The organism is Streptomyces sp. NPDC002734 (assembly GCF_040295685.1).
Classification (GTDB): Bacteria; Actinomycetota; Actinomycetes; order Streptomycetales; family Streptomycetaceae; genus Streptomyces.
In genome coordinates this window covers 94,875-121,327 of the sequence record NZ_JBEOVU010000009.1, presented here as the reverse complement: position 1 = coordinate 121,327, position 26,453 = coordinate 94,875, and the positions used below count along the sequence as shown (strand labels likewise).

Annotated in this window: 20 protein-coding genes and 3 tRNA genes; 10 read left to right on the top strand and 13 right to left on the bottom strand. The window is 74.3% G+C overall.

Annotated elements, in window-relative coordinates; all coding sequences use genetic code 11:
• Positions 1 to 4 precede the first annotated feature (4 nt).
• The gene (locus tag ABT026_RS10805) at positions 5 to 478 is read left to right on the top strand and encodes a PPOX class F420-dependent oxidoreductase (RefSeq protein ID WP_351113827.1); all 474 of its coding nucleotides are present in this window, start codon (positions 5 to 7) and stop codon (positions 476 to 478) included.
• A 78-nt stretch (positions 479 to 556) separates the two neighbouring features.
• On the opposite strand, the gene ABT026_RS10800 is transcribed toward ABT026_RS10805, so the two are convergent.
• Positions 557 to 1,441: a DUF2797 domain-containing protein gene (locus tag ABT026_RS10800; protein WP_351113893.1), complete on the bottom strand. Its 885-nt coding sequence runs from the start codon at positions 1,439 to 1,441 to the stop codon at positions 557 to 559.
• Positions 1,438 to 2,424 carry an NAD(P)-dependent oxidoreductase gene (locus tag ABT026_RS10795; RefSeq protein WP_351113826.1) on the bottom strand — a complete coding sequence of 329 codons (987 nt, stop codon included), beginning with the start codon at positions 2,422 to 2,424 and terminating at the stop codon, positions 1,438 to 1,440. The genes ABT026_RS10800 and ABT026_RS10795 overlap by 4 nt, the downstream gene beginning before the upstream one ends.
• A gap of 141 nt (positions 2,425 to 2,565) precedes the next feature.
• Here ABT026_RS10795 and ABT026_RS10790 point away from each other — a divergent pair, with 141 nt between their 5' ends.
• On the top strand, positions 2,566 to 3,144 hold the full coding sequence (locus ABT026_RS10790; RefSeq protein WP_351113825.1) for a hypothetical protein: 579 nt from the start codon (positions 2,566 to 2,568) through the stop codon (positions 3,142 to 3,144).
• 73 nt (positions 3,145 to 3,217) lie between these two features.
• Here ABT026_RS10790 and ABT026_RS10785 read toward each other — a convergent pair whose 3' ends face one another.
• The 3 genes from ABT026_RS10785 to ABT026_RS10775 form a co-directional block, all read right to left on the bottom strand.
• Positions 3,218 to 3,631 carry a hypothetical protein gene (locus ABT026_RS10785; protein ID WP_351113824.1) on the bottom strand — a complete coding sequence of 138 codons (414 nt, stop codon included), beginning with the start codon at positions 3,629 to 3,631 and terminating at the stop codon, positions 3,218 to 3,220.
• A gap of 966 nt (positions 3,632 to 4,597) precedes the next feature.
• Positions 4,598 to 4,670, bottom strand: a tRNA-Arg gene (locus tag ABT026_RS10780).
• A 336-nt stretch (positions 4,671 to 5,006) separates the two neighbouring features.
• Positions 5,007 to 5,097: transfer RNA gene (locus tag ABT026_RS10775), tRNA-Ser, on the bottom strand.
• Positions 5,098 to 5,301: 204 nt separating this feature from the next.
• On the opposite strand from ABT026_RS10775, the gene ABT026_RS10770 reads away from it, so the two are divergent.
• On the top strand, positions 5,302 to 5,838 hold the full coding sequence (locus ABT026_RS10770; RefSeq protein ID WP_351113823.1) for a hypothetical protein: 537 nt from the start codon (positions 5,302 to 5,304) through the stop codon (positions 5,836 to 5,838).
• 219 nt (positions 5,839 to 6,057) lie between these two features.
• Positions 6,058 to 10,821 (top strand): PAS domain-containing protein, encoded by a 4,764-nt coding sequence (locus tag ABT026_RS10765; protein WP_351113822.1) that lies wholly within the window; start codon positions 6,058 to 6,060, stop codon positions 10,819 to 10,821.
• A gap of 87 nt (positions 10,822 to 10,908) precedes the next feature.
• On the opposite strand, the gene ABT026_RS10760 is transcribed toward ABT026_RS10765, so the two are convergent.
• Together ABT026_RS10760 and ABT026_RS10755 are read right to left on the bottom strand one after the other, a co-directional pair.
• A complete protein-coding gene (locus ABT026_RS10760) occupies positions 10,909 to 12,567 on the bottom strand; it encodes a long-chain fatty acid--CoA ligase (RefSeq protein WP_351113821.1) in 1,659 nt (552 codons plus the stop codon).
• A gap of 80 nt (positions 12,568 to 12,647) precedes the next feature.
• Positions 12,648 to 13,187 carry a SigE family RNA polymerase sigma factor gene (locus ABT026_RS10755; protein WP_351113820.1) on the bottom strand — a complete coding sequence of 180 codons (540 nt, stop codon included), beginning with the start codon at positions 13,185 to 13,187 and terminating at the stop codon, positions 12,648 to 12,650.
• Between the two features lie 1,030 nt (positions 13,188 to 14,217).
• On the opposite strand from ABT026_RS10755, the gene ABT026_RS10750 reads away from it, so the two are divergent.
• Complete coding sequence (locus ABT026_RS10750) at positions 14,218 to 14,379, top strand: hypothetical protein (protein ID WP_351113819.1); 162 nt, start codon at positions 14,218 to 14,220, stop codon at positions 14,377 to 14,379.
• Between the two features lie 78 nt (positions 14,380 to 14,457).
• Here ABT026_RS10750 and ABT026_RS10745 read toward each other — a convergent pair whose 3' ends face one another.
• The 5 genes from ABT026_RS10745 to ABT026_RS10725 all read right to left on the bottom strand — a co-directional run bounded on the left by ABT026_RS10745 (position 14,458) and on the right by ABT026_RS10725 (position 18,390).
• The gene (locus ABT026_RS10745) at positions 14,458 to 15,234 is read right to left on the bottom strand and encodes a hypothetical protein (RefSeq protein ID WP_351113818.1); all 777 of its coding nucleotides are present in this window, start codon (positions 15,232 to 15,234) and stop codon (positions 14,458 to 14,460) included.
• A gap of 100 nt (positions 15,235 to 15,334) precedes the next feature.
• The gene (locus ABT026_RS10740; protein ID WP_351113817.1) at positions 15,335 to 15,682 is read right to left on the bottom strand and encodes a hypothetical protein; all 348 of its coding nucleotides are present in this window, start codon (positions 15,680 to 15,682) and stop codon (positions 15,335 to 15,337) included.
• Between the two features lie 472 nt (positions 15,683 to 16,154).
• A complete protein-coding gene (locus ABT026_RS10735) occupies positions 16,155 to 16,421 on the bottom strand; it encodes a DUF6959 family protein (protein WP_351113816.1) in 267 nt (88 codons plus the stop codon).
• 288 nt (positions 16,422 to 16,709) lie between these two features.
• Positions 16,710 to 16,796, bottom strand: a tRNA-Ser gene (locus tag ABT026_RS10730).
• 61 nt (positions 16,797 to 16,857) lie between these two features.
• On the bottom strand, positions 16,858 to 18,390 hold the full coding sequence (locus tag ABT026_RS10725; RefSeq protein ID WP_351113815.1) for a S1C family serine protease: 1,533 nt from the start codon (positions 18,388 to 18,390) through the stop codon (positions 16,858 to 16,860).
• 306 nt (positions 18,391 to 18,696) lie between these two features.
• On the opposite strand from ABT026_RS10725, the gene ABT026_RS10720 reads away from it, so the two are divergent.
• The 3 genes from ABT026_RS10720 (at position 18,697) to ABT026_RS10710 (ending at position 21,409) form a co-directional block, all read left to right on the top strand.
• The gene (locus ABT026_RS10720) at positions 18,697 to 19,524 is read left to right on the top strand and encodes a glycerophosphodiester phosphodiesterase (protein WP_351113813.1); all 828 of its coding nucleotides are present in this window, start codon (positions 18,697 to 18,699) and stop codon (positions 19,522 to 19,524) included.
• A gap of 83 nt (positions 19,525 to 19,607) precedes the next feature.
• The gene (locus tag ABT026_RS10715; protein WP_351113812.1) at positions 19,608 to 20,255 is read left to right on the top strand and encodes an ATP-binding protein; all 648 of its coding nucleotides are present in this window, start codon (positions 19,608 to 19,610) and stop codon (positions 20,253 to 20,255) included.
• A gap of 173 nt (positions 20,256 to 20,428) precedes the next feature.
• Positions 20,429 to 21,409, top strand: a complete 981-nt coding sequence (locus ABT026_RS10710) for a DUF5926 family protein (protein ID WP_351113810.1) — start codon at positions 20,429 to 20,431, stop codon at positions 21,407 to 21,409.
• 335 nt (positions 21,410 to 21,744) lie between these two features.
• Here the strand turns inward: ABT026_RS10710 and ABT026_RS10705 are convergent, their stop codons facing one another.
• Entirely contained in the window at positions 21,745 to 22,518 is a 774-nt protein-coding gene (locus ABT026_RS10705; protein ID WP_502967947.1) for a bifunctional DNA primase/polymerase, read from the bottom strand.
• A 626-nt stretch (positions 22,519 to 23,144) separates the two neighbouring features.
• Here ABT026_RS10705 and ABT026_RS10700 point away from each other — a divergent pair.
• Both ABT026_RS10700 and ABT026_RS10695 read left to right on the top strand, forming a co-directional pair.
• Positions 23,145 to 24,653, top strand: coding sequence for a PP2C family protein-serine/threonine phosphatase (locus tag ABT026_RS10700; RefSeq protein ID WP_351113809.1), 1,509 nt, complete (start codon positions 23,145 to 23,147; stop codon positions 24,651 to 24,653).
• 295 nt (positions 24,654 to 24,948) lie between these two features.
• Entirely contained in the window at positions 24,949 to 26,406 is a 1,458-nt protein-coding gene (locus ABT026_RS10695; protein ID WP_351113807.1) for an aminopeptidase P family protein, read from the top strand.
• Positions 26,407 to 26,453 lie beyond the last annotated feature (47 nt).

Here is a 26,453-nt window from a genome sequence, read left to right as displayed (position 1 = left end):
GGGCATGGCACCGAACATCGCGACCAACCTCTCCGTGTCCCTCGTGGAGCTGCTGGACTTCGTCCGTCCCCGCCACCGCGCGATCCTGCTCACCCGCCGCGGCGACGGCGGCCCGCAGGGCTCGCCGCTGACCTGCGGAGTCGACGACTCCGGGCGCATCGTGATCTCGACCTACCCGGAGCGGGCCAAGACCCGCAACGCCAAGCGCGACGAGCGGGTCTCGGTCCTCGTCCTCAGCGACGACTGGAACGGCCCGTGGGTGCAGATCGACGGCACCGCCGAGGTGATCGACGCGCCGGACTCGGTGGAGCCGCTGGTGGAGTACTACCGGAACATCGCGGGGGAGCACCCCGACTGGGACGAGTACCGGGCGGCGATGCTGAAGCAGGGGAAGTCGATCATCCGCGTCACCCCGGTCTCCTGGAGCCCGGTCGCCACCGGCGGCTTCCCGGCCCGCCTGGTGGCGGAACAGGACTGAACCGTCCGCCGGGGCGGTCCGGGGCGCCCGGGGGGCCCGGAGGGCCGGGGAGTCCCGGGGGTCCGGGGCACCCCCGGGTCAGAACAGGCCCGGCTGGGCCGGGGCGGGGCCCTGCGGCAGGGGCTTCAGCGGGAGGGGCAGACCCGGGCCGGCCTCCGGGGCAGCGGTGAGGGGCCAGCCCGGCAGCAACCGGGTGTCCAGCACCACCACGCCCTGCCCGGTCCGCAGGTGGAGGTCGGGCCCGGCCGCGGCCACCAGCGTCCCCTCCACCGCGCCGCCGGGCACCAGTTCGCGCACCGTCCCGGCCGCCGGCGGCAGCCCCTCGAGCCCGAACACCGCGACGTGGTCCACCACCTCCAGCGGCTCCCGCTCCAACGCCTCCGGCCACCCCGGCAGATCCGACGCCCGCGCGTGCAACGCGGCGACCTCCGCCGCCCGTTCACCGGGCGTCGGCGGCAGCGCCGCCCGCACCCCCCGCTTGGCCTCGTACGGGATCCGGTCCGGCACCCGCAGCGCCGCCCGCAGCAGTTCCTCCGTCCTGCGCGCCGCCATCAGCGGTCCGCGTCCCAGCCAGGTGAACGTCACCGCGCCCTGCTCCAGCAGCCGGTCGGGCCCGCGCCGCAGGGCGGTGATGCCCACCTTGGTCATGCCGGGGCCGAACCAGGCCAGGTAGACGTGGTACGGCTGCGGGTCGTCGGCCCGGGTGTCCGCCGCCACCGAGTGGGCCCGCTCCAGCCGCGCGCACTCCTCGCAGCGCGCCGACCCCGACCGGCCGGACACCTCCGCCGCCACCGGGCAGGCGTTGCCGCGGGCCCCGACACAGCGGCGGACCGCGTCCTGCGGCACCGCGAGGACCACCCGCTTTCCCGGCGGGAGCGCGCTCTCCCGGCCGCCCCGCCACCGCAGCAGCGGGCCCTCGGCCGTCCAGCGCAGCCCCTCGCTCCGCCAGGTCCGCGCGGTCAGGACGCCTGCCCCTCGCGCCCCTGCCCGCGCTCGGGCCCGTTCCCGGGAGTGGGGGCGGGGGCGGGGGCGGGGGCGGCGGCACCGCCGTCGGAGGCGCCGGTCCCGTCCTCCTCGAAGCTGGCCCAGTACGCGGCGGCCATGTCCTGCCGCCCGCGCCCTTGCTCGACGACCCGGCGGAACCGCTCGGCGCTCGCGGCGGCGACGTCCAGCCGCACCCCGTGCCGCTCCCCGGCCTCCACGATCAGCCGCGCGTCCTTGGCCGCGGTCTCCGCCGCGAAGGAGGCCGGGGTCAGCCGGTCCTCCATGATCATCCCGGCCTTGAGCCGCAGGTAGGGCATGTCGAGCGGGCCGTCCGCGACGAGGTCCAGGAACGCCTCGGGGTCGGCCCCCAGTCCCTCGGCCAGGGCCAGCGCCTCGCCGGCCGCACCGGTCACCGCCAGCACCCAGCTGTTGGCCACCAGCTTCAGCCGCGTCGCACCACCCCGCGCGCCGTCCTCCCCGGCCCACACCGTGCGCACGCCGACGGCGTCGAACACCGGCATCACCAGGTCCCGTTCCGCGACCGGCCCCGCGGCGATCACCGTCAGCTTGCCCTCCTCGGCGGGCTGCCGGGTGCCGAGCACCGGCGCGTCGAAGAACACCAGACCGTGCTTCCCGGCGAACTCCGCCAGCTCCGGCAGCGCCTCCAGCCCCGCCGTGGTGGCCTGCGCCCACGCGGCGCCGGCCCGCAGCCCCGGGGCCGCCTGCCGCATCACCTCCAGCGCGGCGGCGCCGTCGTACAGCACGGTGACGACCACGTCCGCGCCCTCGACGGCCTCGGCCGGCGTCCCGGCGACGTGCGCCCCGTCCGCGGCCAGCGGCTCCGCCTTCTCCCGGCTGCGGTTCCACACCCGCAGGGCGTGCCCGGCCCGGGCGATGTTGCGGGCCATCGCGGCCCCCATGATCCCGGTGCCCAGCACGGCCACGGTGCGTTTATCCGTCATGACGTCAGCTCCCTGTGCGGTGAACCTGTCCGGGCACCTGCGGCGGTACCCGTCACCACTATGTCCCGGGCCGCCGTCCTGGTCCGGTCCGACTTCGCCGAACCCGTTGACCCGCCTGCCCGGAGCCAGGACGATCAGCCGATGATCAGCGACTCGGCACCGTCGACCACCGTCGTCCTGTGCGTCCTGGCGGCGGGGCTGGCCACGGCCTTCTTCGGCATCCACCTCTTCACCCGCTGGGGCTCCGCCCGCGCACGGGCACGCCTGCGCCGGCGGCACCCCCTCGGCGACACCCGGACCGCCACACGTCGCGTCCGCCGGGCGGCGATCGGCTGGACCACCCTGGGGACGCTGCTCTGCCTCGCCTGCGCCGCGGTCCTGGTCGTCACGTACGACCCGCAGAAGGCCCGCTTCGAGGCCAGGGACCCCTACCGGAGCTGCGGTGACGTCACCCTCGCCCAAGGGCAGGAGCTGAAGACCCGGGCGACACGGGAGATCGCCTGCCTCCGCCGTGCGCTGGACCGCGACAGGACCGCCGAGCTGAAGGTCACCTCCCTCACCGTCGAGGGCGACCCGGTCCGCGAGTACTACCGCGTCACTCCGCACCGCGCGTTCGAGATCTACACCGACAGCACCGACGACCGGTTCTCCGACGGCACGTGGACCTACTTCGGCTGCGACGACCCGGACTGGACCCCCGAGCCGTCCTGCTCCCGATAGCCCGCCGGCCCTCGGTCCGGCCGGCTCACCGGTCCGACGCGCAACCGGACCGACCTGTCGGCGATCCGACGCGTCACCGGTCCGACGTGTCACCCGCTCGGCGGATCATGCTCGCGACCAGCCCCTGGTGCTCCGGCCGGACCCCGAGCAGCACCAGTCCCGTGGAGGAGCCGCACTCGATCACCATCCCCCGCGGCGGCAGCCACAGCGACTCACCGAAGGTCGCCGGGCGAATGCGGGGGTCCCGCAGACCCGCCGGCAGCTCCCGCAGCCGGGCCCACGGCCGGGTGGCCACCCACCGGAACGGCACACCGGTCCGCACCCGGCCCACGGTGAACCGGCCTCCCCGGTCGCCACGCCTGGCCATGACAAGGAGGGACACCTCCTCCCCCGCCTCGGCCCGCTCCGCCACCCGCCGGGAATGCCGCGCCCTCAGGGCGAGACCGACACAGGCCCTCACGGCCACACAGACCATCTGAGAAATCATCCGCCCACTCCACCAGGCGACCGGCCTCCCGCCAAGGGCGCGCGGCTGGGAGACTGCCTGCCCGTGACCCACTCCGACATCGCTCTGCGGAACCTGGGCGCGCGGGTGGACCAGGCGCTGTGCGTGATCGACCGGGAACAAGGCGGGCGGAAATCTTCGCGGAAGCGGACGAGGCACAGGTGCGCCGTGAGCACTTCGGCGTCGTCTGCCGTACGCCGCGCCTAACGCGACGAGGCGGAGACGGTCAACGCGTAGTCCACACCGGTCGAGAAGTCGTCCGATCGTCCACGGACCTCGAGTGCGTGCGTCCCGGGAGAGAGGGACGGCAGCTGCACCCACAGGCCACACCCTGTCGCTGTGAAGAGGCCTTCCTCCCCGGTGATCGGGTTGCCTTGAGCGCCTCGCACCGTGATCGAGTCGCCTTCGTACCGCTCCGGCTCGACCGCCTTGCCGTCAAGGAGCACGGTTCCTTCCGCATCACGCATGAAAGCCGCACAGCTCTCCTGGTCTCCGACCAGGTTGACGACCGGCACAACGATCGGACGACCGTGGGGGACCTGGCACGCCCGCTCGACCTGATCTCCGAAGGTCCCGGCCAGGAACCACACATCGTCCGGTTGATTGCGTCCGCACGCGCTTCCGTCCGTGTCGGCGACAGGGTTCGTCCTCTCAGGCTCCGCGGCTGCCCACGTCCACCACCGGCCCTGTAGCTCCGCGGAAGGGGCGCTCGCGTTCTCCGTCACCGATGCGGTGCCCGCCGGCGCCGGCCCCACCGAGTCCCCCGTGCCCGCGGTCCCCGGTGTTCCGCACCCCGCCAAGGCCGCCAGCAGCACTGCGGTCGCACCTGTCACTCCAGCTCTGAACCTCATACGCCCCTCCCGAACGAACGCGCGCCGAGCCCCCACCGCCGACGCGAGACAGCAACGCAAGAGGCCCCGGACTCTCGTCCGGGGCCTCTCACCTGTGTGCACTCGGCAGGATTCGAACCTGCAACCTTCTGATCCGTAGTCAGATGCTCTATCCGTTAAGCTACGAGTGCTTGTTTTGTTGTCGTCTCCGTTTCGGTTCCTTTCGGCCCGTCCCGGCGACAGGAAGAACATTACATGACTGCCGCCGACATGTGAAATCCATTCGGCGCACCCGGCCTGAGCTGCGGAAACGTCGAAACGCGTGCTCCCGGGGCCGCCCCCGTGCGCCGCCGGTCGAGCCGCTCGTCAAGGGGTGCGGACGGGCGGAGCGCGCGGCCCGGGCGGAGCGGGGCGGGCACCGGGGGTGCCGAGGGGGAGTGCCCCGTAAGGACGTGACGACGAACCCGGGCGACGGACGCGTGGAAACACCTCGGGCCCCTGTTCGAGGAACAGGGGCCCGAGAGATGCGGAGGCGGAGGGATTTGAACCCTCGATGGGCCGTAAAACCCAAACCGCATTAGCAGTGCGGCGCCATAGACCGGACTAGGCGACGCCTCCAGCACAGCTCTCGCGCAAGCGCGAGCGGTGTGTGCAGATGATGACACAGACGAGCGCCCGGTCACCAATTGGCCCCCACGGTACTAGGCGCGTGGCCCGCAGGGCAAAGGGCTTACGGCGTGCCGGAGGAATCGGCCGCGGGGCCGGCTTCGGACCGGTGTACGAGACCGCTACCGGGAGGCGCCCTCCCACGTTGAGCAGGGCATGTCTCACGCCACCACGCGCACCGCCGCCCGGCCGGCCCTGGCCGCCCTCTCCGCCGTCGCCGCCGTCGCGGCTCTCGCCGCCGTCCCGGCCCCGGCCGCCGGTTCGCCGCTCGGGGACCACGAGCTGCGGGACCGGCTCACCGTCACCGTCGAGCACGCGGGGAAGGGCCTGGACGGCCGGTACCGGCTCGACTGCCACCCCCGCGGCGGCGACCACCCGCACGCGGCGGCCGCCTGCGCCCGGCTCGACGAACTGACCCGCCCCGCACGCCCGGCCACCGCGGGTCCCGGCGGCTTCGCGGGACCCGCCCTCGGCGCGGGTCCCGAGGGTCCGGCCGGTCCGCGGGATCCCTTCGCCCCGTCGGTGCCGAGGCCGTTCTGCACGATGGTGGACGGCGGCCCGGCCACCGCACGGATCACCGGATGGTGGGACGGGCGAAGGGTGAACGCCGCGTACGACCGCCACGACGGCTGCCGCACCGCACGCTGGGACGCGATGGTGCCGGTCCTCCCCGAGATCCGGGCCGCACGGTAGTCGCAGGGCTCCGCCGAAGCCCCCGGAAGGCCCAGGAAGAGGAGGGTCGGGCCGCACATTTCCCCCGCATCTCGCGTCAACCTCTCGTGCGACCTCCCTCTCATCCGGGGCCGCCGGGGCGCGCGGTGCCCGTAGACTCTGCCCGTGACACGTGCCGGGGCGGTTGGCAAGATGGCCCACACGGTCAGCACGGTGCGGTAACAGGGAGGAATGCGTCTCGTGAGCAGCAGGCCATCCCGAGGCGCTGCTCGCCTCGCAGCCATACTGGACGCGCTTCCCGACGCGCTGGTCCTGGTCAACGCCAACGGCACCGTCGTCAATGCCAACACCATCGCCCTGGACGCTTTCGAGACGCCCGGCACCGCCCTGGTGGGCCGCGGACTGCTCGACCTGCTCCCGGAGTTCGACTCCCGGCTGATCCCCGGGTCGATGCGGCGGCCGGACGACCCCCTGCAGCCCGGCGCCCGGACGAAGCCCACCCGGATGATCGCCCGCCGCACCGACGGCAGCGAGTTCCCGGTCGAGGTCACCAGCGCGAACCTGGAGAACGGCGGCCAGGCCCACGACGGCCACAGCCCCGCCTACACCGGTGACGAGCTGCTGATGCTGGTCGTCCGCGACCTCACCGGCACCGTGGACACCGAGGCCGAACTCGCCCGCTCGCAGCGGCAGACCGAGATGATCCTGCGTGCCGCCGCCGAGGGCGTGGTGGGCACCGACACCGACGGCCGGGTCGTGCTGGTCAACCCGGCGGCCGCGCAGATTCTGGGCTACCGGGCCAGCGACCTCGGCGGCCGCGAGCTGCACGAGCTGATCCTGCACTCGCGCCCCGACGGCACCCCCTTCCCGTACGACGAGTCCCCGCTCGCCGACACCCTGCGCTCCGGGCGCAAGCACCGGGTGCGCGGGCAGGTGCTGTGGTCCCGCGGCGGCGACAAGGTGCCGGTCGACCTGACCACGGCGCCGGTGCGCGACGGCGACCAACTGGTCGGCGCGGTCATGACGTTCACCGACCGGCGGCCCTTCGACAACCTGGTCAAGGAGCGCGAGGACGCCGAGAAGCGGCACGAGGAGGAGCTGGAGAAGCTCTCCGAGGAGCACGCCTCCGAGCTGACCTCGCTGCGCCAGCAGCACGTCGGCCAGGTCGAGGAGCTCACCGAGTCGCACGCCGAGGAGATCCGCAAGCTCACCGAGGCCCACGCGGAGGAGGTCCGCGAGCTCACCGGGACCGGCGCCGAGAAGGTCCGCGAGCTCACCGAGCGGCTCGAGGAGGCGACGGCCGACGCCGAGGAGCGTTACGCCTCGCTCGCCGAGCGGGAGAAGGACCGCTACGACGAACTGGCCGCCCGCCACGAGCAGCTGCTGTCGCTGCTGGGCGGATCGCTGCGCGGGCCGCTGGACGAGCTGCGCCGCGAGCTGTCCGCCCTCGCGGCGGACGACGCCGGTCAGCTGTGGCCGGAGGCCAACCAGGTGCTGCACCACCTGTCGGCCGGCTACTCCCGGATCACCCAGCTGATCGACAACGTGCTCGGCTACCAGTCCCTGGCCGCGGGCGGCGAGGACCTGCACCGCGCCAAGGTGATGCTGGACGCGGTCGTCGCGGCCGGCGTCGACGGCGCGGTGGAGCTGATCGGCCCAGGCCGGGTGCAGTTCGCCGTGCACGCGCCGCCCATCGAGGCGGAGGTCGACCCGCAGCGCCTGGCCACCGCGCTGGCGCACCTGGTGGCGGACGTCGCCGGGGTCGACGCGACCGGCAACGCGCCTGTCTCCACGGGCGGTTACATGGACAACACGGTGGTCGTGGCGGCCGCCCAGCGCGGCGAGGTGGTGCGCATCGAGGTGCGCGGCCCCTACTCCGGCGGGGACCCGGTCCACGGCCCGGTCGTGCAGGGCATCGTCCGCGCCCACGGCGGCGTGCTGCAGACGCACGAGGTGCCGGGGATGAGCGGCAGCGCCTTCGTGCTGGAGGTGCCGCTGGGGACCGGCGCGGGCGTCGTCGAGGCCCCGGCCCCGGCTCCGGCGGCTGCGGCCCCGGAGGCGGCGCCGGCTGCCGGGGCGACCTCGGCCGGTGGCGGCGGGCGGCGGCGGGCGCGGCGTTCCTCGGTGGACTCCTTCCTCGACGACGCTCCCCGGGCGGACGCGACCGCGGACACCCCTGCGAGCGCGGCGGCGTCCGCGGCTGCCCCGGATGCGGCGGTGCCCGGCGCCGAGCAGGCTCCCGCCGCCGCGCCGACCGGGCGCCGGCGTCGGCGTGCCGCCGCGGCGGAGGAGGACTCGGTCGACGTCGCGCTTCCGGCGCAGCAGCCGGCGGGCGCGCAGGACTCCGGCACGGCGGCTCCGGCGGCGGCCGGTACGGGCCGTCGGCGGCGCGGACGGCCGAGCCCGGAGGAGACCGGCGCGGCCGTGGAGGGGACCGGACAGCCCGGCGCCCCGGCGCAGTCGCCGCCGACCGGTGCGGTGGTGACGGCGGCCGAGCACGCGGCGGGCGCCGCGGCCAACGCCGTGGGACTCGGCGGGACGGTGCCGCCGCAGGGCGTGCCGGTGCCCGCCGGGGGCCGTGCCCCCGAGGCACAGGGCGCGGCGGCGTTGCCCGCCGCGTTGCCGGCGGCGGGGGCCGACGCCGGACAGGACTCCCAGGCGCAGGCCGCCGGTGCGCAGGCCGCGCAGCCGTCCGGGCGGCGGCGTCGTGCGATGGCCGCCGCCGAGGCGAGGGCCGCGGCCCAGGAGGCCGCGCCGCGCTCGCCGTTCGCGCTGCCGCCGGCCGACGCGGACCGCGCCACCGACGGCGCGGGGTCCGACCTGGCCGGTGCGGCCGGGGCGGGCATGGCCGGTGCGGGTACGCCTGATGCGGGTGCATCCGGTGCCGGAGCGGCGCAGGGCGTTGCTCAGCCGGGGCTGCAGGCCGTTCCGCAGCCTGGCCTCCAGGCCGTTCCGCAGGCGGCGCCGCAGGCGGCTCCTCCGGGGATGGCGCCTCAGGTTCCGCAGGGCGGCGCCCCGTCCGGGACGCAGCCCGTTCCCCAGCCTGGAACACAGCCGGTCCCGCAGCCCGGGATGCAGCCGGTGCCCCTGCCCGGAGCCGCGCCCCAGCCCGGCGTCGTGGCACAGCCCGGTGTCGTACCGCAGCCCCAGCCCATGCCCGGGCAGCCTGTGCCGCCGCCCGGTGCCGCGCCGCAGCCGGTGCCCCGGGGGCTTCCGGCCGCCGGGCAGCAGGCGCCGGTGCCCGCGCAGGGGACCGCCCCCGCCGCGGCGGGCGCACAGCCCGTCCCCGCGCAGCAGCCCGTGCCGGGGCAGCAGCCCATCGCCGTGCAGCCGGTCGCCGTGCAGCCGGTCCCGGCCCAGACGGCCACGGTCCCGCCGCAGGGCGGGCCGCAGGACGTTCCCCAGCCGGTGCCCGCGCAGGCCCCGGCGGGCTCGGCCATGGCCCAGGTGCCCGGCCCCGCCCCGGTCTGGCCCGGTGCCGCGGTTCCCGGCGCGCCCGCGCCGCAGGCACCCCAGGCCGCCCCGGCCCCGCAGCAGCCCGTGCCGGGAGCGACCCCGGTGGCCCCGCAGGGCACGGCCGCCCCGGTGCAGCCGTCCGCCCCCGGGACCGGCACCACACCCCCGCAGGCCCAGGCCCCGGTGCAGGCGCAGGCCCAGGCGGCGCAGCCCGTGCCGCCGCCGCAGCCCCGACTGGCCCAGCCGCTGCCCGCCGAGTCGACGGCCACGCCGCCGCCGGCCCCGGCACAGCCTCAGGCCCAGCCCGCGGCCCCGGCCCCGGCCCCGTCTCCGGCGCAGCCCGCCGCACCCGCCGCACCCGCCGTGACTCCCCCGGGCGACAGCACCAACAGCACGCAGGGCCGCGCGTTCAGCGTCCGCACCCTCGGTCAGGGCGTTCCGTTCGCCCGCCGTCCGGGGCAGGGCCAGCAGACCCCGCCGCCGGTCAACCCGGCCTCCAACGGCCGTCGTCGCAAGCTGGGCACCCGTGCCGCCGAGGCCGAGCCCACCGCGACGCCGGCCCCGGGCACGCCGTCCGCCGCTCCCGGCGCCCCCGGCTCCCCCACGGGCGGCGTCCCGGCGCTGCCCCCGGTGCCGTCCGCCGGACTGCCCCGGCCGCCGGCCCCGGCTCCCCGGCCGGGCGCGCTGCCCGACAACAGCGTGGGCCGGTCCTACGCGATCGGCGCGCCGGACGCCGACGCCGCCGAGGGTCCCGAGCCGCTGGACGGTCCGGGCGGGGCCGTCGAGGTCTCGGACCAGCCGCAGCCGCGCCCGATGGACGACGAGCTGCCGCCGGAGCCCCTGGACAACCCGCGCCGTCTGCTGGTCTGGCCCGCTCCGGACCCGACCACCCGGCAGGCCCTCAGCGACCGCGGCTACCGCCCGGTGGTGGTCAACTCCCGCGAGGAGGTGGACGCGCAGATCGCCGCGTTCCCCGCCGCGCTCTTCGTCGACCCGCTGACCGGCCCGATCACCCGGACCGCCCTGCAGTCGCTGCGCGAGGCCGCGGTCGCCGCCGAGGTCCCCGTCATGGTGACCGCGGGGCTGGCGCACGCGCCCCGCGAGGAGGCGTACGGCGCCGATCCGGCCGTGCTCTTCAAGGCGCTCGCCCCCAGGGACAGCGACCAGCACCCGCCCCGGGTCCTGCTGATCGAGGGGCGCGACGAGGTCGCCCTGGCGATGACCGCCTCGCTGGAGCGGCGCGGCATGCAGGTCGGGCGGGCCGTGGACGACGGGCAGGCGGCGGCGGTGGCCGCGCAGATGCTGCCCAACCTGGTGGTGATGGACCTGATGCGGATGGACCGGCGCCGGGCCGGCATCCTCGACTGGCTCCGCGCCAGCGGCCGCCTCAGCCGCACCCCGCTGGTCGTCTACACGGCGCCGGTGGAGCCGCACGCGCTGCCGTCGCTGGCGTCGGGGGAGTCGGTGCTGTTCCTGGCCGAGCGCTCCACCGAGGACGAGGTGCAGGACCGCCTGGTCGACCTGCTGGCGCGCATCGGCACCAACTGACGGCACGCGAAAGGGGCGCCCCGCGGCTCGTGCCGCGGGGCGCCCCTTTCGCGTCGTGCGCCGGCGGGGGGCCGGCGTCCCGGGACGTCAGATCGTGGTCACGTCCAGCTCACCCGCCGCGTACTGCCGGCGGATGACCTTCTTGTCGAACTTGCCGACGCTCGTCTTCGGCACCGCCGCGACCCGCGTCCAGCGCTCCGGCAGCTGCCACTTGGCGATACCGCCCTCCGCGCCGAGGAACTCGCGCAGCTCGCCGAACCCGGTCTCCGCGCCCTCCTTCAGGACCACCGCGGCCAGCGGGCGCTCGCCCCACTTGTCGTCCGGCACCGCCACCACGGCGGCCTCGGCGACCTGCGGGTGCCCCATCAGCGCGTTCTCCAGCTCCACCGAGGAGATCCACTCGCCGCCGGACTTGATGACGTCCTTGGCCCGGTCCGTCAGGGTGAGGAAGCCGTCCGGGTCGATGACGCCGACGTCGCCCGTCTTCAGCCAGCCGTCCTCGCTGAACTTGTCGTCCGGGCGCAGCGGTTCGCCGTCCGGACCGTTGTAGTAGGCGCCGGCGATCCACGGGCCGCGCACCTCCAGCTCGCCGGCCGACTCGCCGTCCCAGGGCAGGCGCTCGCCGTTCGGGCCGGTCAGGCGGGCCTCGACGCCGGCCGGGAAGCGGCCCTGGGTGGTGCGGTAGGCGAACTCCTCCTCGGAACCCGGCTCCACGTGGGCCGGCGGGCGGGCCACCGTGCCCAGCGGGGAGGTCTCGGTCATGCCCCAGGCGTGGACGACCCGCATGCCGAACTCGTCGAAGGCCTTCATCAGCGCGGGCGGGCAGGCCGCGCCGCCGATGGTGACCTGGGTGAGCGTGGAGACGTCGCGCGGCCTGGCCTTGAGCTCGGCGAGCAGGCCCTGCCAGATGGTGGGGACGGCGGCGGCGTGGGTGGGGCGGATCGTCTCGATCATCTCGGCGAGCGGGGCGGGCTGCAGGAAGCGGTCCGGCATCAGCATGTTGACGCCGGTCATGAAGGTGGCGTGCGGGATGCCCCAGGCGTTGACGTGGAACTGCGGGACGACCACCAGGGAGGTGTCGCTGTCCGTCAGCGCCATCGACTGGCTCATGTTGACCTGCATGGAGTGCAGGTAGATCGAGCGGTGGGAGTAGACGACGCCCTTGGGGTCTCCGGTGGTGCCCGAGGTGTAGCACATGGCGGCGGCCTGGCGTTCGTCCAGCCGGGGCCAGTCGTAGCTCTCCGGCTTCCCGGCGATCAGCGCCTCGTACTCGTGGACCCGGGCGGCCGCCCCGTCCAGCAGCGAGAGCTCGCCGGGGCCGGACACCACGATGTGCTCGAGGGTGGGCAGCTGCGGCAGCAGCGGGGCGAGCAGCGGCAGCAGGGTGCCGTTGACGACGACCACCTTGTCGGCGGCGTGGTTGACGATCCAGGCCAGCTGCTCGGCGGGCAGGCGCAGGTTGAGGGTGTGCAGCACGGCGCCCATCGAGGGGATGGCGAAGTACGCCTCGACGTGGGCGCTGTTGTTCCACATCAGGGTGGCGACCCGGTCGTCGCCGCGGACGCCGAGGTCGTCGCGCAGGGCGTGGGCGAGCTGGGCGGCCCGGCGGCCCACCTCGGCGAAGGTGCGGCGCTCGGGCGCCCCCTCTCCCGTCCAGGTGATGACCTCGGAACGACCGTGGACGGTCGTGCCGTGGGCCAGGATTCGCGAGACCGTCAGCTCGACGTCCTGCATCGTGCTCTGCACCGGTGCCTCCCCGAGGAACGCGCGTCGTTACGCGTCGGTAAGTTTCCGGTGATTCTGCACAGACTCAGGCTCTCCCGTCACTACCTGGCGAGAGGCAATTCGGGGTCTTCGCGCAGCTTGACCAGGGCACGGGACAGTGCCGACTTCACCGTGCCCACCGAGACGCCGAGCAGTTCGGCGGTGCGGGCCTCGCTCAGGTCCTCGTAGTAGCGGAGCACGACGATGGCGCGCTGACGGTCGGGGAGACGCAGGACCGCGCGCCACAGGGCGTCGCGGGTGGCCTGCCGCTCGGCCGGGTCGGCCGGCGCGGCGGTGTGCTCGCGGGGCTCGGGCAGGGTCTCGCTGGGCAGCTCCTCGACGCGGCGGCGGCGCCACTGCGAGGTGCGGGTGTTCACCAGGGCACGGCGGACGTAGCCGTCGAGGGCGCCGTGGTCGGCGATCCGGTCCCAGTGGACGTAGGTGCGGGCGAGGGCGGTCTGGAGCAGGTCCTCCGCGTCCAAGGGGTCGTTGGTCAGCGAGCGGGCGGTGCGCAGCAGCACCGGCCGGCGGGCCTGGACGTACGACGCGAAGGAGGCGTAGGAGGTCGCACGCGGCGGTGGCGGTGACGTCCTGGCTGTCATACCTCCCACGCTAGGAGCGGCGGGGCACGGGCGGATCGGCCGCAGGGACCGGACGGGGTCCCCCGCAGGTCGGAGAGGGGAGACGTCCCCACCTCCTGGAGAGCGAGGCGGCCTCGGGGTTTCCCCCTGGGGTGGGCTCAGGGTCGTCGCCGGGGGCGTCACGCCTCCCTCGGCCGCCCGAACCCCGGCACCGCGTCGGAACGCATCGGCACGCCCCGGAACTCAGCGGCACGCCCCGGCCCGCACCGGAACGCCCGGAACTCGGTGGCACGCCTTGGAACGCACCTGTGCGCGTGTCGGCGTCGATCCGCCGTCACGCGCACAGGCATCCCCATGAAGCACGCTCCTTCCGCGACCGCCGGGCCCTAGCGCTCCGACGGCCGCGGTCCGCTCACCACAGACCTCCCTGGTGGATCCGGCTCCCGTGGGTGGGCCGCTCGCCCACCGGGGGACCGCCGCCGCGCGCCACCGCGCTGCGTACGCGGGTCGTGCGGATGGATGCCATCTGGTTCCTCCTTTGTGGGTGGGCCGACACGAACACCGAGTCACGAGAAGGGCTGTTTCCCTCCGGGCCGGCGAACCGGCCCTTCGGACGGGGCGGTTGACCGGACCGTCCCGCTGTTGCGTTCCTCGCCCCGAGACATGCCCACCCCACCCCGGGCAAACCGTCCCGCACCGCCGGTTCGCTCGCAAGCGTGATGTCTTGTCGATAAACCCCCAAGCGGAGAAATCGTGACGAGCTCACCGGAACGGTGCCGCGCCGGCACGCGAAGGCGCCCGGTACCGGGTCGGGCGGCCGGACGCCGGCCCGCACCCCTCGCGGCGACCGGCAGCGGCGGACCCCGAGTCGCACCGCACGCTGACCGGGACCGCCGCACGCGCGGTCACCGGGGACACGAGCGACTTCGCCGCAGCGGTGAGACGGGCCGACCTGCCCCCTGGCCCCGTGCGCTCGCCGTCCGACCCCGCTGAACGCTCACCGGGAGACGCGGATAGCCTTCGGCCCTGTCCGCACGCTTCCGGAGGCTCTGTGCACACCGCCCTGTTCCTGCTGCGCAGTACGCTCGGCCTGGGGGGCTGTCTGGTGGGCCTCTGGGAGCTGACCCGTCAGGCGTCTGGACCGGGCTGGAGGAGAGCGCGGGCCTTCTCCGCGCTGGGGGCCCTGCTGCTCGCCGGTCTGCTCACCATCTGAGAGCCTCACTCGCTTGCCCAAGAGGGGCTCCGGCGGGTAGCCGGTGTTCAAGCCGACGCGGCATCGACGTGAGGCCTGTCAGGCGTCCCGTCGAAGGTCTTCCGCTGCGTCCCGCTCCCAGGCCGGGTCGTAGGCCGGGATCACTGGGCAGTTGGCAGACGCGTACTCGTCCGCGACGTGGAAGACGCTGGCACAGCGCGGGCATTCCGCCCGGCCGAAGAGGTAGGTGATTCCTTCGGCGAGCGCGGCCTGCCCGTCGCGGACGCACTTCTCGTGCATCCCTCGACCGGTGCCCGAGAGGTCCGCGGGAGACGCCGGGCGCAGGTCCCGCCGGTCCACGTCGCCCAGGTTCCAGTCCCGGATCGCGGAGTAACGCCCGTAGCCGCCAATGGCGATCGTCACCGCCTCGGCACAGTGGGGGCAGGCGACCTCGTAGAAGTCGTCCGCGAAGTCGCCCAGGGCGGCACTCCAGTGGTACTGCCCTTCCACCGCCAGCAGGCCGAGGAAGGTCACGAGGTAGTCGCCCGGCCGCGACCGCAGGTGTCGGTCCAGCACGTCCCGCAGTTCCGCGAACGCATCGGCACAGCCCACCAGCAGGGCGTCGCAGCCGTGGCTCCCCGCAGCACACCGGGCGATCGCCGCGGCCAGACTCCGTGCCCGCGCGTTTCGCTGCGCGAGACGAACCAGGCGCGGCAGCGCGGCAAAGCTGGCGGGGAACACCATGCTGTGTTCGAGGACGAGCCGGAGGTCCAGCTCTTCCCACGCCTCCGCGTCGTCCTTACGCTCCAACCGCGTCAGCAGCTCGGGAACGCGATCGACGTCCCCCTGGCAGTCGTACATCTGCGCCCAGTTCACCACTCGCATTCAACCGCCCCGGGACTGTCTGCGGGCGCGGGGCGCCGCGGGCGGGTGCCGGTCGAAGGTGGCTGAGGCGGGGCTCCGAAACTCCGCAGGACTAGGACCATCGCTTGATGATCATTGCGGGAGACTCCAAGGCCGCCCACACCTGGATACGGATCTTCTCGGTGGTCCCGGAACTCGCGTCGGAGTCGATGTCGGCCTGAGCTGCCCGAGCCAAGTTGCTCCGGGACACGCGGACGCGGTTCCAGCCCGGTGCGACCTCGAACGTGGCCGCATCGGGGGCGTAATCCGTGCAGCCCAGGACTAACAGGCGACCCGACGACGCATCGAGGCTGGCCTCGACGACGTGATCGAATTCCGGGCTGTCATCACTCGGCTCCTGAGGGAGGACGACCACAGTGACGGTCACGTTGACATTGACCATCGTGCCGATACCCAGCACATCCCGTGCAACCGCGAGGTGATCGGCAACGGCTTGGTCCGTCCACGCGTCGCTCAGATGACTTCCTGGCGACCAGCGGGAGCGGCCAGCCGGCGCAGGCAATCAGTGCGCTGCCGTCCTCGGTGAGGAAGAGCAGGGTGGTCCATGTCCGATCGGCGGCATCGATCAGACCTGTGCGCGCTGGCCGGCCATGTTCGCGGAGCAGCTGCACTGCTCGTTCCAGCCCGAGAGGTTCGAGCCCATGCATGCGCATGCGCTGAAGCCGGTGCGTGAAAACTCCGGCATGCACGCCTGCGGGTTGTGCCCGGTCCGACACCCAGTAGGTGGCGCCGCCGCGGAGGGTGGCCAGAGCTCTCACGGACGCTTCGTCGTCACCGGCCAACAGCGATTCCAGCACATGCCGTTCCATGGTCCCCCTGCCCGGGTGGCAACCGGAACGGCCGTCATTGGCCGATCCGGCCAGAGCTACGGATCAGAAGGGTCGGCGGATCCCATGAGCTTCGAGCGCTTCGGTGTAGCGCCGGAGCCTCTCCCCCAGATCGGTGTGGAGGAGGCCCGCCACATGCCGGGCCTCCTCCAGGTCACCGGCGGCGCACAGCTCGACGAGTTCGGCCACGGACGACTGGAGGATGCTGAGTGTGTCCCCCTGGATCAGGACGCCGGGGAAGTTGCGGCCGGGGAGGCGGACCACGGCGTCGTTCCCACCGTCGGTGAACAGTTCGGCCTCTACTCGTTCCATCGGAGCCCCGCCTCAGTTCCGTCTCGTTCAGCGCCGCCCACGGGCATGCGGAGCGGGACCAGAGCTGGGACCCGGTGAGCTGCCGAGAGCGCGTGAACGCAGGTGAACAGCCTCGTACACGATGCCGTGGAGCATCAACGGGATTGGCAAGATCAGCGGTGCCCGTGCCCCTGCCGTGCCCGGTCGTGCGGGGAACCGCGGGGAACACCGGCCGGCCACCGCAGGCAGACATGAGAACGGCCCCCGACCGGATGTGCTGGTCAGGGGCCGTTCTCGCTGCTCTCACCGCGGAGGCGGTGGGATTTGAACCCACGGTGACATCGCTGCCACGACGGTTTTCAAGACCGTTCCCTTCGGCCGCTCGGGCACGCCTCCCCGCGTCGGGCGAGCCCGGCGCGGGGACAAGAGTAACGGGTCCGCGAGGGAGGTTGTCAGGTCAGTTGTCGCCGGTGCGGGAGCCGAGGGTCAGTTCGACCGTGCGCTCCTTGCCGTCGCGCTCGAAGGTGAGTTTCACCGTGTCGCCCGGCTTGTGGGTCCAGATCTCGCCGATCAGGGCCGGGCCGCTGTCGATGGCCTTGTCGTCGAAGCGGGTGATCAGGTCACCCGGCTCCAGGCCCGCCTTGGCGGCCGGGCCGCCCCGCTCGACGGCGGTGCCGCTGTCGCCGATGATGCGGGCGCCGCCCTCGCCCTCCGTCATGGTGACCGAGGCGCCGATCTTGGCGTACACCGGCTTGCCGGTCTTGATGAGCTCCTGCGCGACGAACTTCGCCTGGTTGATCGGGATGGCGAAGCCGAGGCCGATGGAGCCGGCCTGGCCGGTGCCGAAGCCGTCGCCGGCGGACTGGATCGCGGAGTTGATGCCGATCACGGAGCCGTCCGCGTTCAGCAGCGGGCCGCCGGAGTTGCCCGGGTTGATGGAGGCGTCGGTCTGCAGGGCGCTCATGTAGGAGGCCTTGCTGCCCGCGCCGCCGTCGCTGGAGGCCACCGGGCGGTTCTTGGCACTGATGATGCCGGTGGTGACGGTGTTGGACAGGCCGAACGGGGCGCCGATGGCGATGGTCGGGTCGCCGACCGCCACCTTCTCGGAGTCGCCCAGCGGCAGCGGCTTCAGGTTGTCCGGGGCGTTCTTCAGCTTGATGACCGCGACGTCGTAGCCCTGGGCGTGGCCGACCACCTCGGCGTCGTACTTCTTGCCGTCCGGGAAGGTCGCGGTGACCTTGCCGCTGTCGACGGCCTCGGCGACGACGTGGTTGTTGGTGACGATGTGGCCCTCGGTGTCGAAGACGAAGCCGGTGCCGGTGCCGCCCTCGCCGCCGGAGTTCTGGGCGTCGATGGTGACGGTGCTGGGCAGCGCGGAGGCGGCCACGCCGGCCACCGAGTCGGGGGCGCGCTGCACGCTGCCGCCGCCCGCGGAGACCACGGTCGAGCTGTTCGGGCCGCTGGACGAGTCGGCGAGGCTGAAGCCGATGCCGCCGCCGACGCCGCCGGCCACCAGGGCCGCCACGATCACCGCGGTGATCAGGCCGCGTCCGCCGCGGCGGGGCTTGGGGGCCGGCTGCTGGAGGGGCGCGCCCCACACGTCGGTGCCGTGACCACCCGGAGCGCCGGGGGCGCCGGGGGCGGTGGGCGGCGGCCAGGCGCCGGCCGGCTCCGCCGCCGGGACGCCGGACTGCGCGGCCGCCGCGTACGGCTGCTGGTGCTGGGCCTGCACCTGGGTCTGGACCTGGGCTCCGGCGTCCGGGGCGGTGTGCGGGTAGGCCGCGGCGTGCGGGTGTGCGGCCGGCTGCTCGGCCGGCTGCTCGGCAGGCACCGGCGGCAGCTGCTCGGTCGGGGCGCTCGCCGCGGGCGGCGCCGTGGGCACGGGCGGGACGGGCGGCGCGGCTGCCGGAGGAGCAGCGGGAGTCTCCCCCGTCGCCGGCGGGGCGGACGGAACCGGCGGAACCGCAGTGCCCTCGTTCTCGCTGCTCACAGCTCTTCTCCTCGATCCAGGCTGGTGTACGGGCTGACGCATGGGCGGGATGGGTGGCATCCGTCCATCAGCTTTTCCCACAGGGCGTCAGAGCACGATAAGCCGTACGGCGTCCTGCCCCGACATTGTTTACTACGGGCAATTCACCCATTTCCGTCACGCGTGCCAAATGGCTGCCCAGGACGCTCCGTCACCGGATCCGTCACCAGGTCCCCCACCTGGTCCGTCACCAGGTCCGCCATCGGCTCCGCGGTCGTCCTCCCCACCGGCTCCCCGGCCGGGCGTCCGGGGTGGCACCATGTCGCGGTGACGAACGCAACGCAGCGGCGCATCCAGGTCGTCGCCCATCGCGGCGCCTCCGAGGACGCACCCGAACACACCCTCGCCGCGTACCGGAAGGCCATCGAGGACGGAGCCGACGCGCTCGAGTGCGACGTGCGTCTCACCGCCGACGGCCATCTGGTCTGTGTCCACGACCGCCGCATCAACCGCACCTCCAACGGCCGCGGGGCCGTTTCGGCACTGGAGCTGGCGGATCTCGCCGCCCTGGACTTCGGCTCGTGGAAGAACCCGGAGCAGTGGCACGGCCGCCCGGAGGCCCCCGAGTGGGAGCACCGGCCGGAGGACCGCGAGGCCACCTCGGTGCTCACCCTGGAGCGCCTGCTGGAGCTGGTCAGCGACGCCGGGCGGCGCGTGGAGCTGGCCGTGGAGACCAAGCACCCCACCCGCTGGGCGGGGCAGGTCGAGGAGCGGCTGCTGATGCTCCTCAAGCGCTTCGGCCTGGACGCCCCGGAGGCGCCCGAGGAGTCCCCGGTGCGGATCATGAGTTTCTCGGCCCGGTCGCTGCACCGGATCCACGCCGCCTCGCCGACCCTGCCGACCGTCTACCTGATGCAGTTCGTCTCCCCCCGGCTCCGTGACGGGCGGCTGCCGGCCGGCGTGGGCATCGCCGGGCCCTCGATCCGCATCGTGCGCTCCCACCCGTCGTACATCGAGCGGCTGCGGCGGGCCGGTCAGCGGGTGCACGTCTGGACCGTCGACGATCCCTCGGACGTGGAGCTCTGCGCCCGGCTCGGGGTGGACGCCGTGATCACGAACCGGCCGCACGCGGTCCTGCGCCAGCTCGGCCGCTGACCCCGCCGGGGGCCCGTCGGCCCCGCTGCCGGGCGTTTTCCGGGAGTGCACCGGCGCATCCGGCGTGTCGCCGGTGGGGGTGAATGCGTCCCGCCGGGCCGCCCCGGCGGTTTCCGCCGCAGATCAAGGGGGCATTCACACCCTGGCGTGGGGCGAAGGAGGTCTCGGGGGTGGCGTTGATGGTGGCACAGGAGGTGCCCACGTCGTCGAGCATGTCCGTTCCGCACGGACCGGCCGGCGTGGGCCGGGCAAGACATCGGGTGCGTGACGAGCTCCGCCGCGGCGGGGTGCCCGATCCGGTGATCGACGACGCGGTGCTGATCCTGTCGGAACTGCTGAGCAACGCCTGCAAGCACGGGCGTCCGCTGAGCGGCACCGCGGACGGCCAGGTGCGGGTGACCTGGCGGATCGATCCGGGCGGCCGGCTGACCGTGGAGGTCACCGACGGCGGCGGCCCGACCCGCCCCCGCCCGGCGACGCCGTCCGTGACGGCGCACGGCGGCCGGGGGCTGAACATCATCACCTCCCTGGCCGACGACTGGGGCGTGCGGGACGGCGTCTGCGGCGAGGTCACGGTCTGGGTGGTCGTCCACCGGGACGTGCACGACCCGGACGCCGGGCGTCACCGCGAGGACTTCGCCGCGCGGGTGGTCGCGCCACGGGTGCCCGCGGTGGTTCAGCTCGCCGATCTGGACCTCGCCTTCCCGGACCCCTTCGACGATCTGCCATGAGCGCCCCGCCGATGTCACGTGCTACGCGCGTCGACCACTGGCATATGGCACACACGCCCGAGCGCCGCGGCGGGCGGGCGTGGTGACGCGCCGTCGGCGACGGCGCGGGCGCGGGGAGCGGCTAGGCTCGCGGCCGAAGCACGAGCAGCCCAGCCGTACCCGGGAGACACCCCATGGCCAAGAAGCGTCAGACGAAGGGCGCGCGCCCGCAGCGCGCGGCCGGATCCCAGGTCGACGACGGGAACGTCCCGGTCGTCGGCGCCCGCGAACCCTGCCCGTGCGGCAGTGGCCGCCGCTACAAGGCCTGTCACGGCCGGGCCGCCGCCCAGGCGGTGACCGAGCTGGTGCAGCGTCCGTTCGAGGGCCTGCCGGGCGAGTGCGACTGGGTCGCGCTGCGCGAGCTGGTGCCCGCCGCGACCGTCGAACTGACCCTCAAGGACGGTCTGCCCGAGGGCGTCCCCTCGGTCACCCTGGCCACGGTGCTGCCGATGGCCTGGCCCGCGCTGCGCCGTGACGACGGCTCGGTGCTGATCGGCCTGCAGAACGACACCTCCTCCGGCGACCTCAGCCGCGACCTGGCCGACGTGCTGACGCAGGCCCTGGAGACCGAGCCGGGCAACCCGGTGGCCGGCCGCCGCGCGCAGGCCGACGGCCCGCGCCTGCAGGACCTGTTGGACGCCGACGCCCCGTTCGAGCCGGTGGTGCACTCCGGCTTCGAGTTCTGGGTGCCGGACGCGTCCGCCGCCACCGCCGACGTGAAGGCCTCTCTGGAGCGGGCCAACGAGGCGGCCGTGCCGACCGTCAAGCTGACGGGCGTGGACGCGGCCTACTGGTGCGAGACGCCGGAGAAGAACCACCTGCGCTGGGTCATGCCGCACGAGGAGGAGCGTCTGCTCGACGCCCTCGCCCGGCTGGACGCCGCGCGTCGCACCGACCTCGGCGAAGGTACCCGTCTGGTCGGCTCGTTCCGCGCCCACGGCCTGGTCGTCCCGGTGTGGGACCTGCCGACCGGGGTCACCGCCGAGGACGTCGAGAAGCCGGCCGCCGAGTTCGCCGAGCGACTGGCCGCGGCACTGTCCGACGACACCCCGCTGACCACGGACGAGCGCCGTGCGCGCGGGGGTCTGACGAACCGCCAGGTGACGCTGAGCTGACGGTTTTCGGGCCGCGCCACAAGGGTCTTCCGGGGCACATCCGGGGACGGCCGAAAGGGCCGCGACCGAATTTGCCAACGGCCGATCTCTTGTTAACGTTCAAGTAGCCCGGTTGCTGGTGCATCCCCCGTCGCCAGCAACCGGGTCTTCGTCTGTCCGGCCCCCCTCGGCGGGGCCTCCGAGGCCGCGTGCGCGACCTCGTCGAGGCGCCCGCCCGGGCCGCCGGCCGACGGCTCCGACCCCCGGCTTTCGCCGGCTTCCTCCCGTTTCCTCCGGTCCGGCGGTCCGTGGGAGACCCGACGGCGACCGTCCGGCACTCCTCCGCGCGGACGCGCTCAGGCGTCCGGCGCGCCGACCTCGGGACGGGTCAGCGCGGTCACCGCCGTGCCGACCACCCGCTCCACGTCCGGCAGCCACGGCGCCGCGTCGCCCGGCTCCGGCTCGCGCACCCAGCGGACGCGCCCCTGACCGGTCGCCGACGGCGGCAGCGCCAGATAGCCGCCCTGCCCGTGGAACCGCAGCGAACCGGGCACCATGTCCTGGGCGTAGAGCAGTTCGCCCAGCCGCTCCAGCGAGTACGGCCGCACCAGCAGCGCCCACCGGGTGGGCGAGGCGACGACCGGGCCGAGCCGTACGCCCTCACGCTCCAGCTCCGCCACGGCGCGGGCGCCGGCCACCGCGGGAAGACTCACCGCGCTGGGCCCCTCGCCCTCCCCCGTGGCCAGCAGCACCGGCGCGAAGGGCCGGTTGCCCCACCACCACCCCACCATCCGCGCGTCGTGGGTCGCCGCCGGCAGGGCGGGGTCGAAGGGGTGGGCTCCCGGCGACGGACAGTCCGCGTCGGGGCAGGCGCACCCGCCGTGCCCCTGCGGACCGGGCGCCGCTCCGGGCAGGACCCGCCACCCCCAGCGGGCGAACTGGGCGGCGGCCTCGGCCGTCACGGCCGTGCAGGCCGGCCGGCCGGCGCCGGTCACACTCCCACCGGTCACGCTCCCACCGGTCATGCTCCCGTCGGCCGGGCGACCGCCCGGAGAGGCCGAACCGCTCCCGGGGAGCAGACCGGACAGGAGCGACAGAAGCCTGCGTCGCTTTCCGAGGATCTCGCGCATGGGCGCTCGTTCCTTTCCGTTGCACGCTGGCAACACCGAGGACTGCTTCACACCATGTGTCGATCACTGCACTGCGTACGTACTGCGGCGCTTCACCGGCCCATGTCGGGCAGGGAGCACGAGCCGAGCCTGCTGCTCCGCGGCCGTGGTGCGCCCATCACCAGCATGGGCATGGCGCGGGGTGGCGAAGTTGCGTTTCGCCGTTCCTTGTCACGTCGGTTGCGCACGTACGGTGTTTCGTGTTGCTCGCCGCGGTGAGCACCGCGGCCACGCCACTTCCGGACACCGGTTCGGCCGTCGACCAACAGCACGCGGGAGAGCGGTCACCGGGTTCCACGCGGCCCGCTCCACAACCTCCGGCTCTCTCACCAGTAGGTACCCCCGCAAGTCCGGGGTGACGCGCCGCGGGCGCATCCCTATACGACCGCACCCCCACAGGGCCACGGCGTTTTCCGGACAGATCCCGGCCCGTCCCCGTCCACCTCTCCGGCACCTCCCGCCCCAGGAGCGCACCGGAGTGGCGGCGGAAGGACCTCCAGGGACACCGACGCCACGGACGGGACAATACTGGACATCTCGTGATGAGTCCGTTAGTTGTGGGGGGACCGTCGGTTGCGCGGAACCACATGGGGGTTTGCGATGCTTTTGCACGCTACGCACCGGCCCGGAAGCCGGACGCCATGAGCGCCCCTCACCCGCCGAAAGTGGCCGGATTCGATTCACCCCTGCCCTCCTCCGCCCCCGCGTCCCCCACCGTGCCTCCCGTGGCCGGGACGCCCTCGTGCACGCCGCCCCCGCGGACCGGCGCCGTTCCCGACGCCCCCGCCCGCCCCGCCGGCACCCGGCACTGCACGGAGCCGCGCACCCTCCTCGAGGACCGGCTGGCCGGCCGCATCGCCGACCTCGCCTCGCTGCACGACCTCACCCGCTGCCTGGTCCGCACCGGCACCGTCCGCGACGCGCTGCGCGAGATCCTGCACGCCGGGGCCCGCCTGCTCGGCGCTCGGCGGGGACTGGCGGTGCTCGACCAGGACGGGCCGCCCGGCCAGTACGGCCCGCACACCCCGGTAGGGCACGGCCTGACCCACGAGGAGCTCGGGCAGCTGGAGACGGTGCCGGCCGCCGACCGTCCGCAGGCCCCGCTGACCACGGACCCCACGCTGACCGAGGTGGCCCGCCCCGACCTGGCGGCCGAGGTTTCCCTCACCCCCCGCCACCGCGAGGTGGCGGAACGCCTGGGGTACGCGGCCGCCTACGCCCACGCCCTGGACCCGCACGACGGCTCCCGGCTCGGCGCCGCGGTCTGGCTGTTCGACGGGCCGGCCGTCCCCGGCCCGGCCGAACGCCGCACCGCCGCCCACTACCTCGGCCTGGCCGGCGACCACCTGGCCCGGCTGCTGGAGGTGGACCGCGCCCGTGCCCGCCTGGCCGCGCTCACCGAGGGCCTCCTCCCCTCCCGCCTCCCCACGATGCCCGGCGTCCGGCTCGCCGTGCGGCACCGAACCGGGCCGCTCGGCGGCGGCGACTGGTTCGACGCGCTGCCGCTGCCCGAGGGGGCGCTCGGTCTGGCGGTCGGCTCGGTCGCCGGCTCCGGGCCGCAGGCCGTGGCCGCGAGGGGGCGGCTACGGGCCGCGCTGCGCGCCTACGCGGTGATGGAGGGCGAGGACCCGGTCGCCGTCCTCTCCGACCTCGAGCTGATGCTCCGCCTCACCGAGCCCGGCTGCCCGGCCACCGCCCTGTTCGCGCACTGCCGCCCCGGCGGGCGCCGGATGACCCTGGCCGGGGCGGGGCACAACCCGCCGCTGGTGCTCGGCGACCGGCGGGCCGAGTTCGTCGAGACCGGGGTCTCCGCCCCGCTGGGCATGCTCGGCTGCTGGGAGGCGCCGGGCGCCGAGGTCCGCCTGGACCCCGGGGAGACGGTGCTGCTGTGGACCGACGGCCTGCTGCGCCGCACCGGCGACTCCGTCGACCGGGCGTTCGCCCGGCTGCACCGGGCCGCTGCGGGCGTCCCCCGGCGGCTGCGCGACGACCCGGAGACGGTCGCCGACCACGTGCTGCAGGCGATGTTGCCGGACGGGCGGGACGCGTCGGACAGCACCGACGACATGGTCCTCCTCGCCGCCCGCTTCGACTGAACCCCGGCGGGCGGTCCCGTCGGGCCGGGGCCGCTCGCCGCCTCCGCCCGGCAGCCGAACCGCTCCTCGGACCCGCTGACCCGCCGCGAACCTGCTGCGGACCTGCTGACCGGCCGCGGACCCGCTGACCCGCCGCGGACCTGCTGACCCGCAGCGCGCCCGTTCCGTGGGGCCGGTGCCGCGCATGCCCTGCGTGGCGGGCCGTGACCGCGCGTACCGGGCGGCTTCCGGCCCTGGGGCCGTCCTGCCCCGAAACGTACGATGGTGCATACATCAGTACATCGAGGAGGACGACGTGGCGGAAGAGCTGCCGGAGACCCCGGACACCGAAGCCGAAGAGCCGATCAAGCAGCGCAAGAACGGCCTGTACCCGGGCGTGTCCGACGAGCTCGCCGAGAACATGCGGACGGGCTGGGCCGACACCGAGCTGCGCGACCTGGAGCCGATCGCCCAGGCGGAGGAGACCGCCCGCCGCCGCGCCGCGCTCTCCGCCCGCTTCCCCGGCGAGCGCCTGGTCGTCCCCGCCGGCAACCTCAAGACGCGTTCCAACGACACCGAGTACGCCTTCCGCGCCTCGGTGGAGTACGCCTACCTCACCGGCAACCAGACCGAGGACGGCGTCCTGGTCATGGAGCCGGCCACGGACGGGCACACCGCCACGCTCTACCTGCTGCCGCGCTCCGACCGCGAGAACGGCGAGTTCTGGCTCTCCGGCCAGGGCGAGCTGTGGGTCGGCCGCCGCCACTCGCTCTCCGAGGCCGAGCTGCTGTACGGCATCCCCTGCTCCGACGTGCGCGAGCTGGCCGGTTCGCTGCGCGAGGCCACCGGCCCGGTGCGCGTGGTCCGCGGCTACGACGCCGGCATCGAGGCGGCGCTGACCGACAAGGTCACCGCCGAGCGCGACGAGGAGCTGCGCGTCTGCCTCTCCGAGATGCGTCTGGTCAAGGACGACTTCGAGGTCGGCGAGCTGCAGAAGGCCGTCGATTCCACCGTCCGCGGCTTCGAGGACGTGGTGAAGGTCCTCGACCAGGCCAAGGCCACCTCCGAGCGGTACGTCGAGGGCACCTTCTTCCTGCGCGCCCGCGTCGAGGGCAACGACGTCGGCTACGGCACCATCGCCGCCTCCGGCCCGCACGCCTGCACCCTGCACTGGGTCCGCAACGACGGCCCGGTCCGCTCGGGTGACCTGCTGCTGCTCGACGCCGGTGTGGAGACGCACACGTACTACACGGCCGACGTCACCCGGACCCTCCCGGTCGACGGCCGCTTCACCGACATCCAGCGCAAGATCTACGACGCGGTGTACGAGGCCCAGGAGGCCGGCATCGCCGCCGTGCGGCCCGGCGCCAAGTACCGCGACTTCCACGACGCCGCGCAGCGCGTGCTGGCCGAGAAGCTGGTCGAGTGGGGCCTCGTCGAGGGCCCGGTCGAGCGCGTCCTGGACCTCGGTCTTCAGCGCCGCTGGACCCTGCACGGCACCGGCCACATGCTCGGCATGGACGTCCACGACTGCGCGGCCGCCCGCACCGAGACCTACGTCGGGGGCACGCTCGAGCCCGGCATGTGCCTGACCGTCGAGCCCGGCCTCTACTTCCAGGCCGACGACCTCACCGTGCCCGAGGAGTACCGCGGCATCGGCGTGCGGATCGAGGACGACATCCTCGTCACCGAGGACGGCAACCGGAACCTGTCGGCCGCCCTCCCGCGCCGCTCCGAGGACGTCGAGTCCTGGATGGCGGGCCTCGGCGCCTGACCCGTCACGCCTCCGTGCCGCCCACCGGGGCGGCACGGGGCCCGTCG

Bases quoted from the DNA above. Each gene is read 5' to 3' on its own strand.
- ABT026_RS10805 (WP_351113827.1), top strand. From the start codon at position 5: ATGGCACCGAACATCGCGACCAACCTCTCCGTGTCCCTCGTGGAGCTG.
- ABT026_RS10795 (WP_351113826.1), bottom strand. From the start codon at position 2,424: ATGACGGATAAACGCACCGTGGCCGTGCTGGGCACCGGGATCATGGGG.
- ABT026_RS10790 (WP_351113825.1), top strand. From the start codon at position 2,566: ATGATCAGCGACTCGGCACCGTCGACCACCGTCGTCCTGTGCGTCCTG.
- ABT026_RS10785 (WP_351113824.1), bottom strand. From the start codon at position 3,631: ATGATTTCTCAGATGGTCTGTGTGGCCGTGAGGGCCTGTGTCGGTCTC.
- ABT026_RS10770 (WP_351113823.1), top strand. From the start codon at position 5,302: ATGTCTCACGCCACCACGCGCACCGCCGCCCGGCCGGCCCTGGCCGCC.
- ABT026_RS10755 (WP_351113820.1), bottom strand. From the start codon at position 13,187: ATGACAGCCAGGACGTCACCGCCACCGCCGCGTGCGACCTCCTACGCC.
- ABT026_RS10735 (WP_351113816.1), bottom strand. From the start codon at position 16,421: ATGGAACGAGTAGAGGCCGAACTGTTCACCGACGGTGGGAACGACGCC.
- ABT026_RS10715 (WP_351113812.1), top strand. From the start codon at position 19,608: ATGCGTCCCGCCGGGCCGCCCCGGCGGTTTCCGCCGCAGATCAAGGGG.
- ABT026_RS10710 (WP_351113810.1), top strand. From the start codon at position 20,429: ATGGCCAAGAAGCGTCAGACGAAGGGCGCGCGCCCGCAGCGCGCGGCC.
- ABT026_RS10705 (WP_502967947.1), bottom strand. From the start codon at position 22,518: ATGCGCGAGATCCTCGGAAAGCGACGCAGGCTTCTGTCGCTCCTGTCC.
- ABT026_RS10700 (WP_351113809.1), top strand. From the start codon at position 23,145: ATGGGGGTTTGCGATGCTTTTGCACGCTACGCACCGGCCCGGAAGCCG.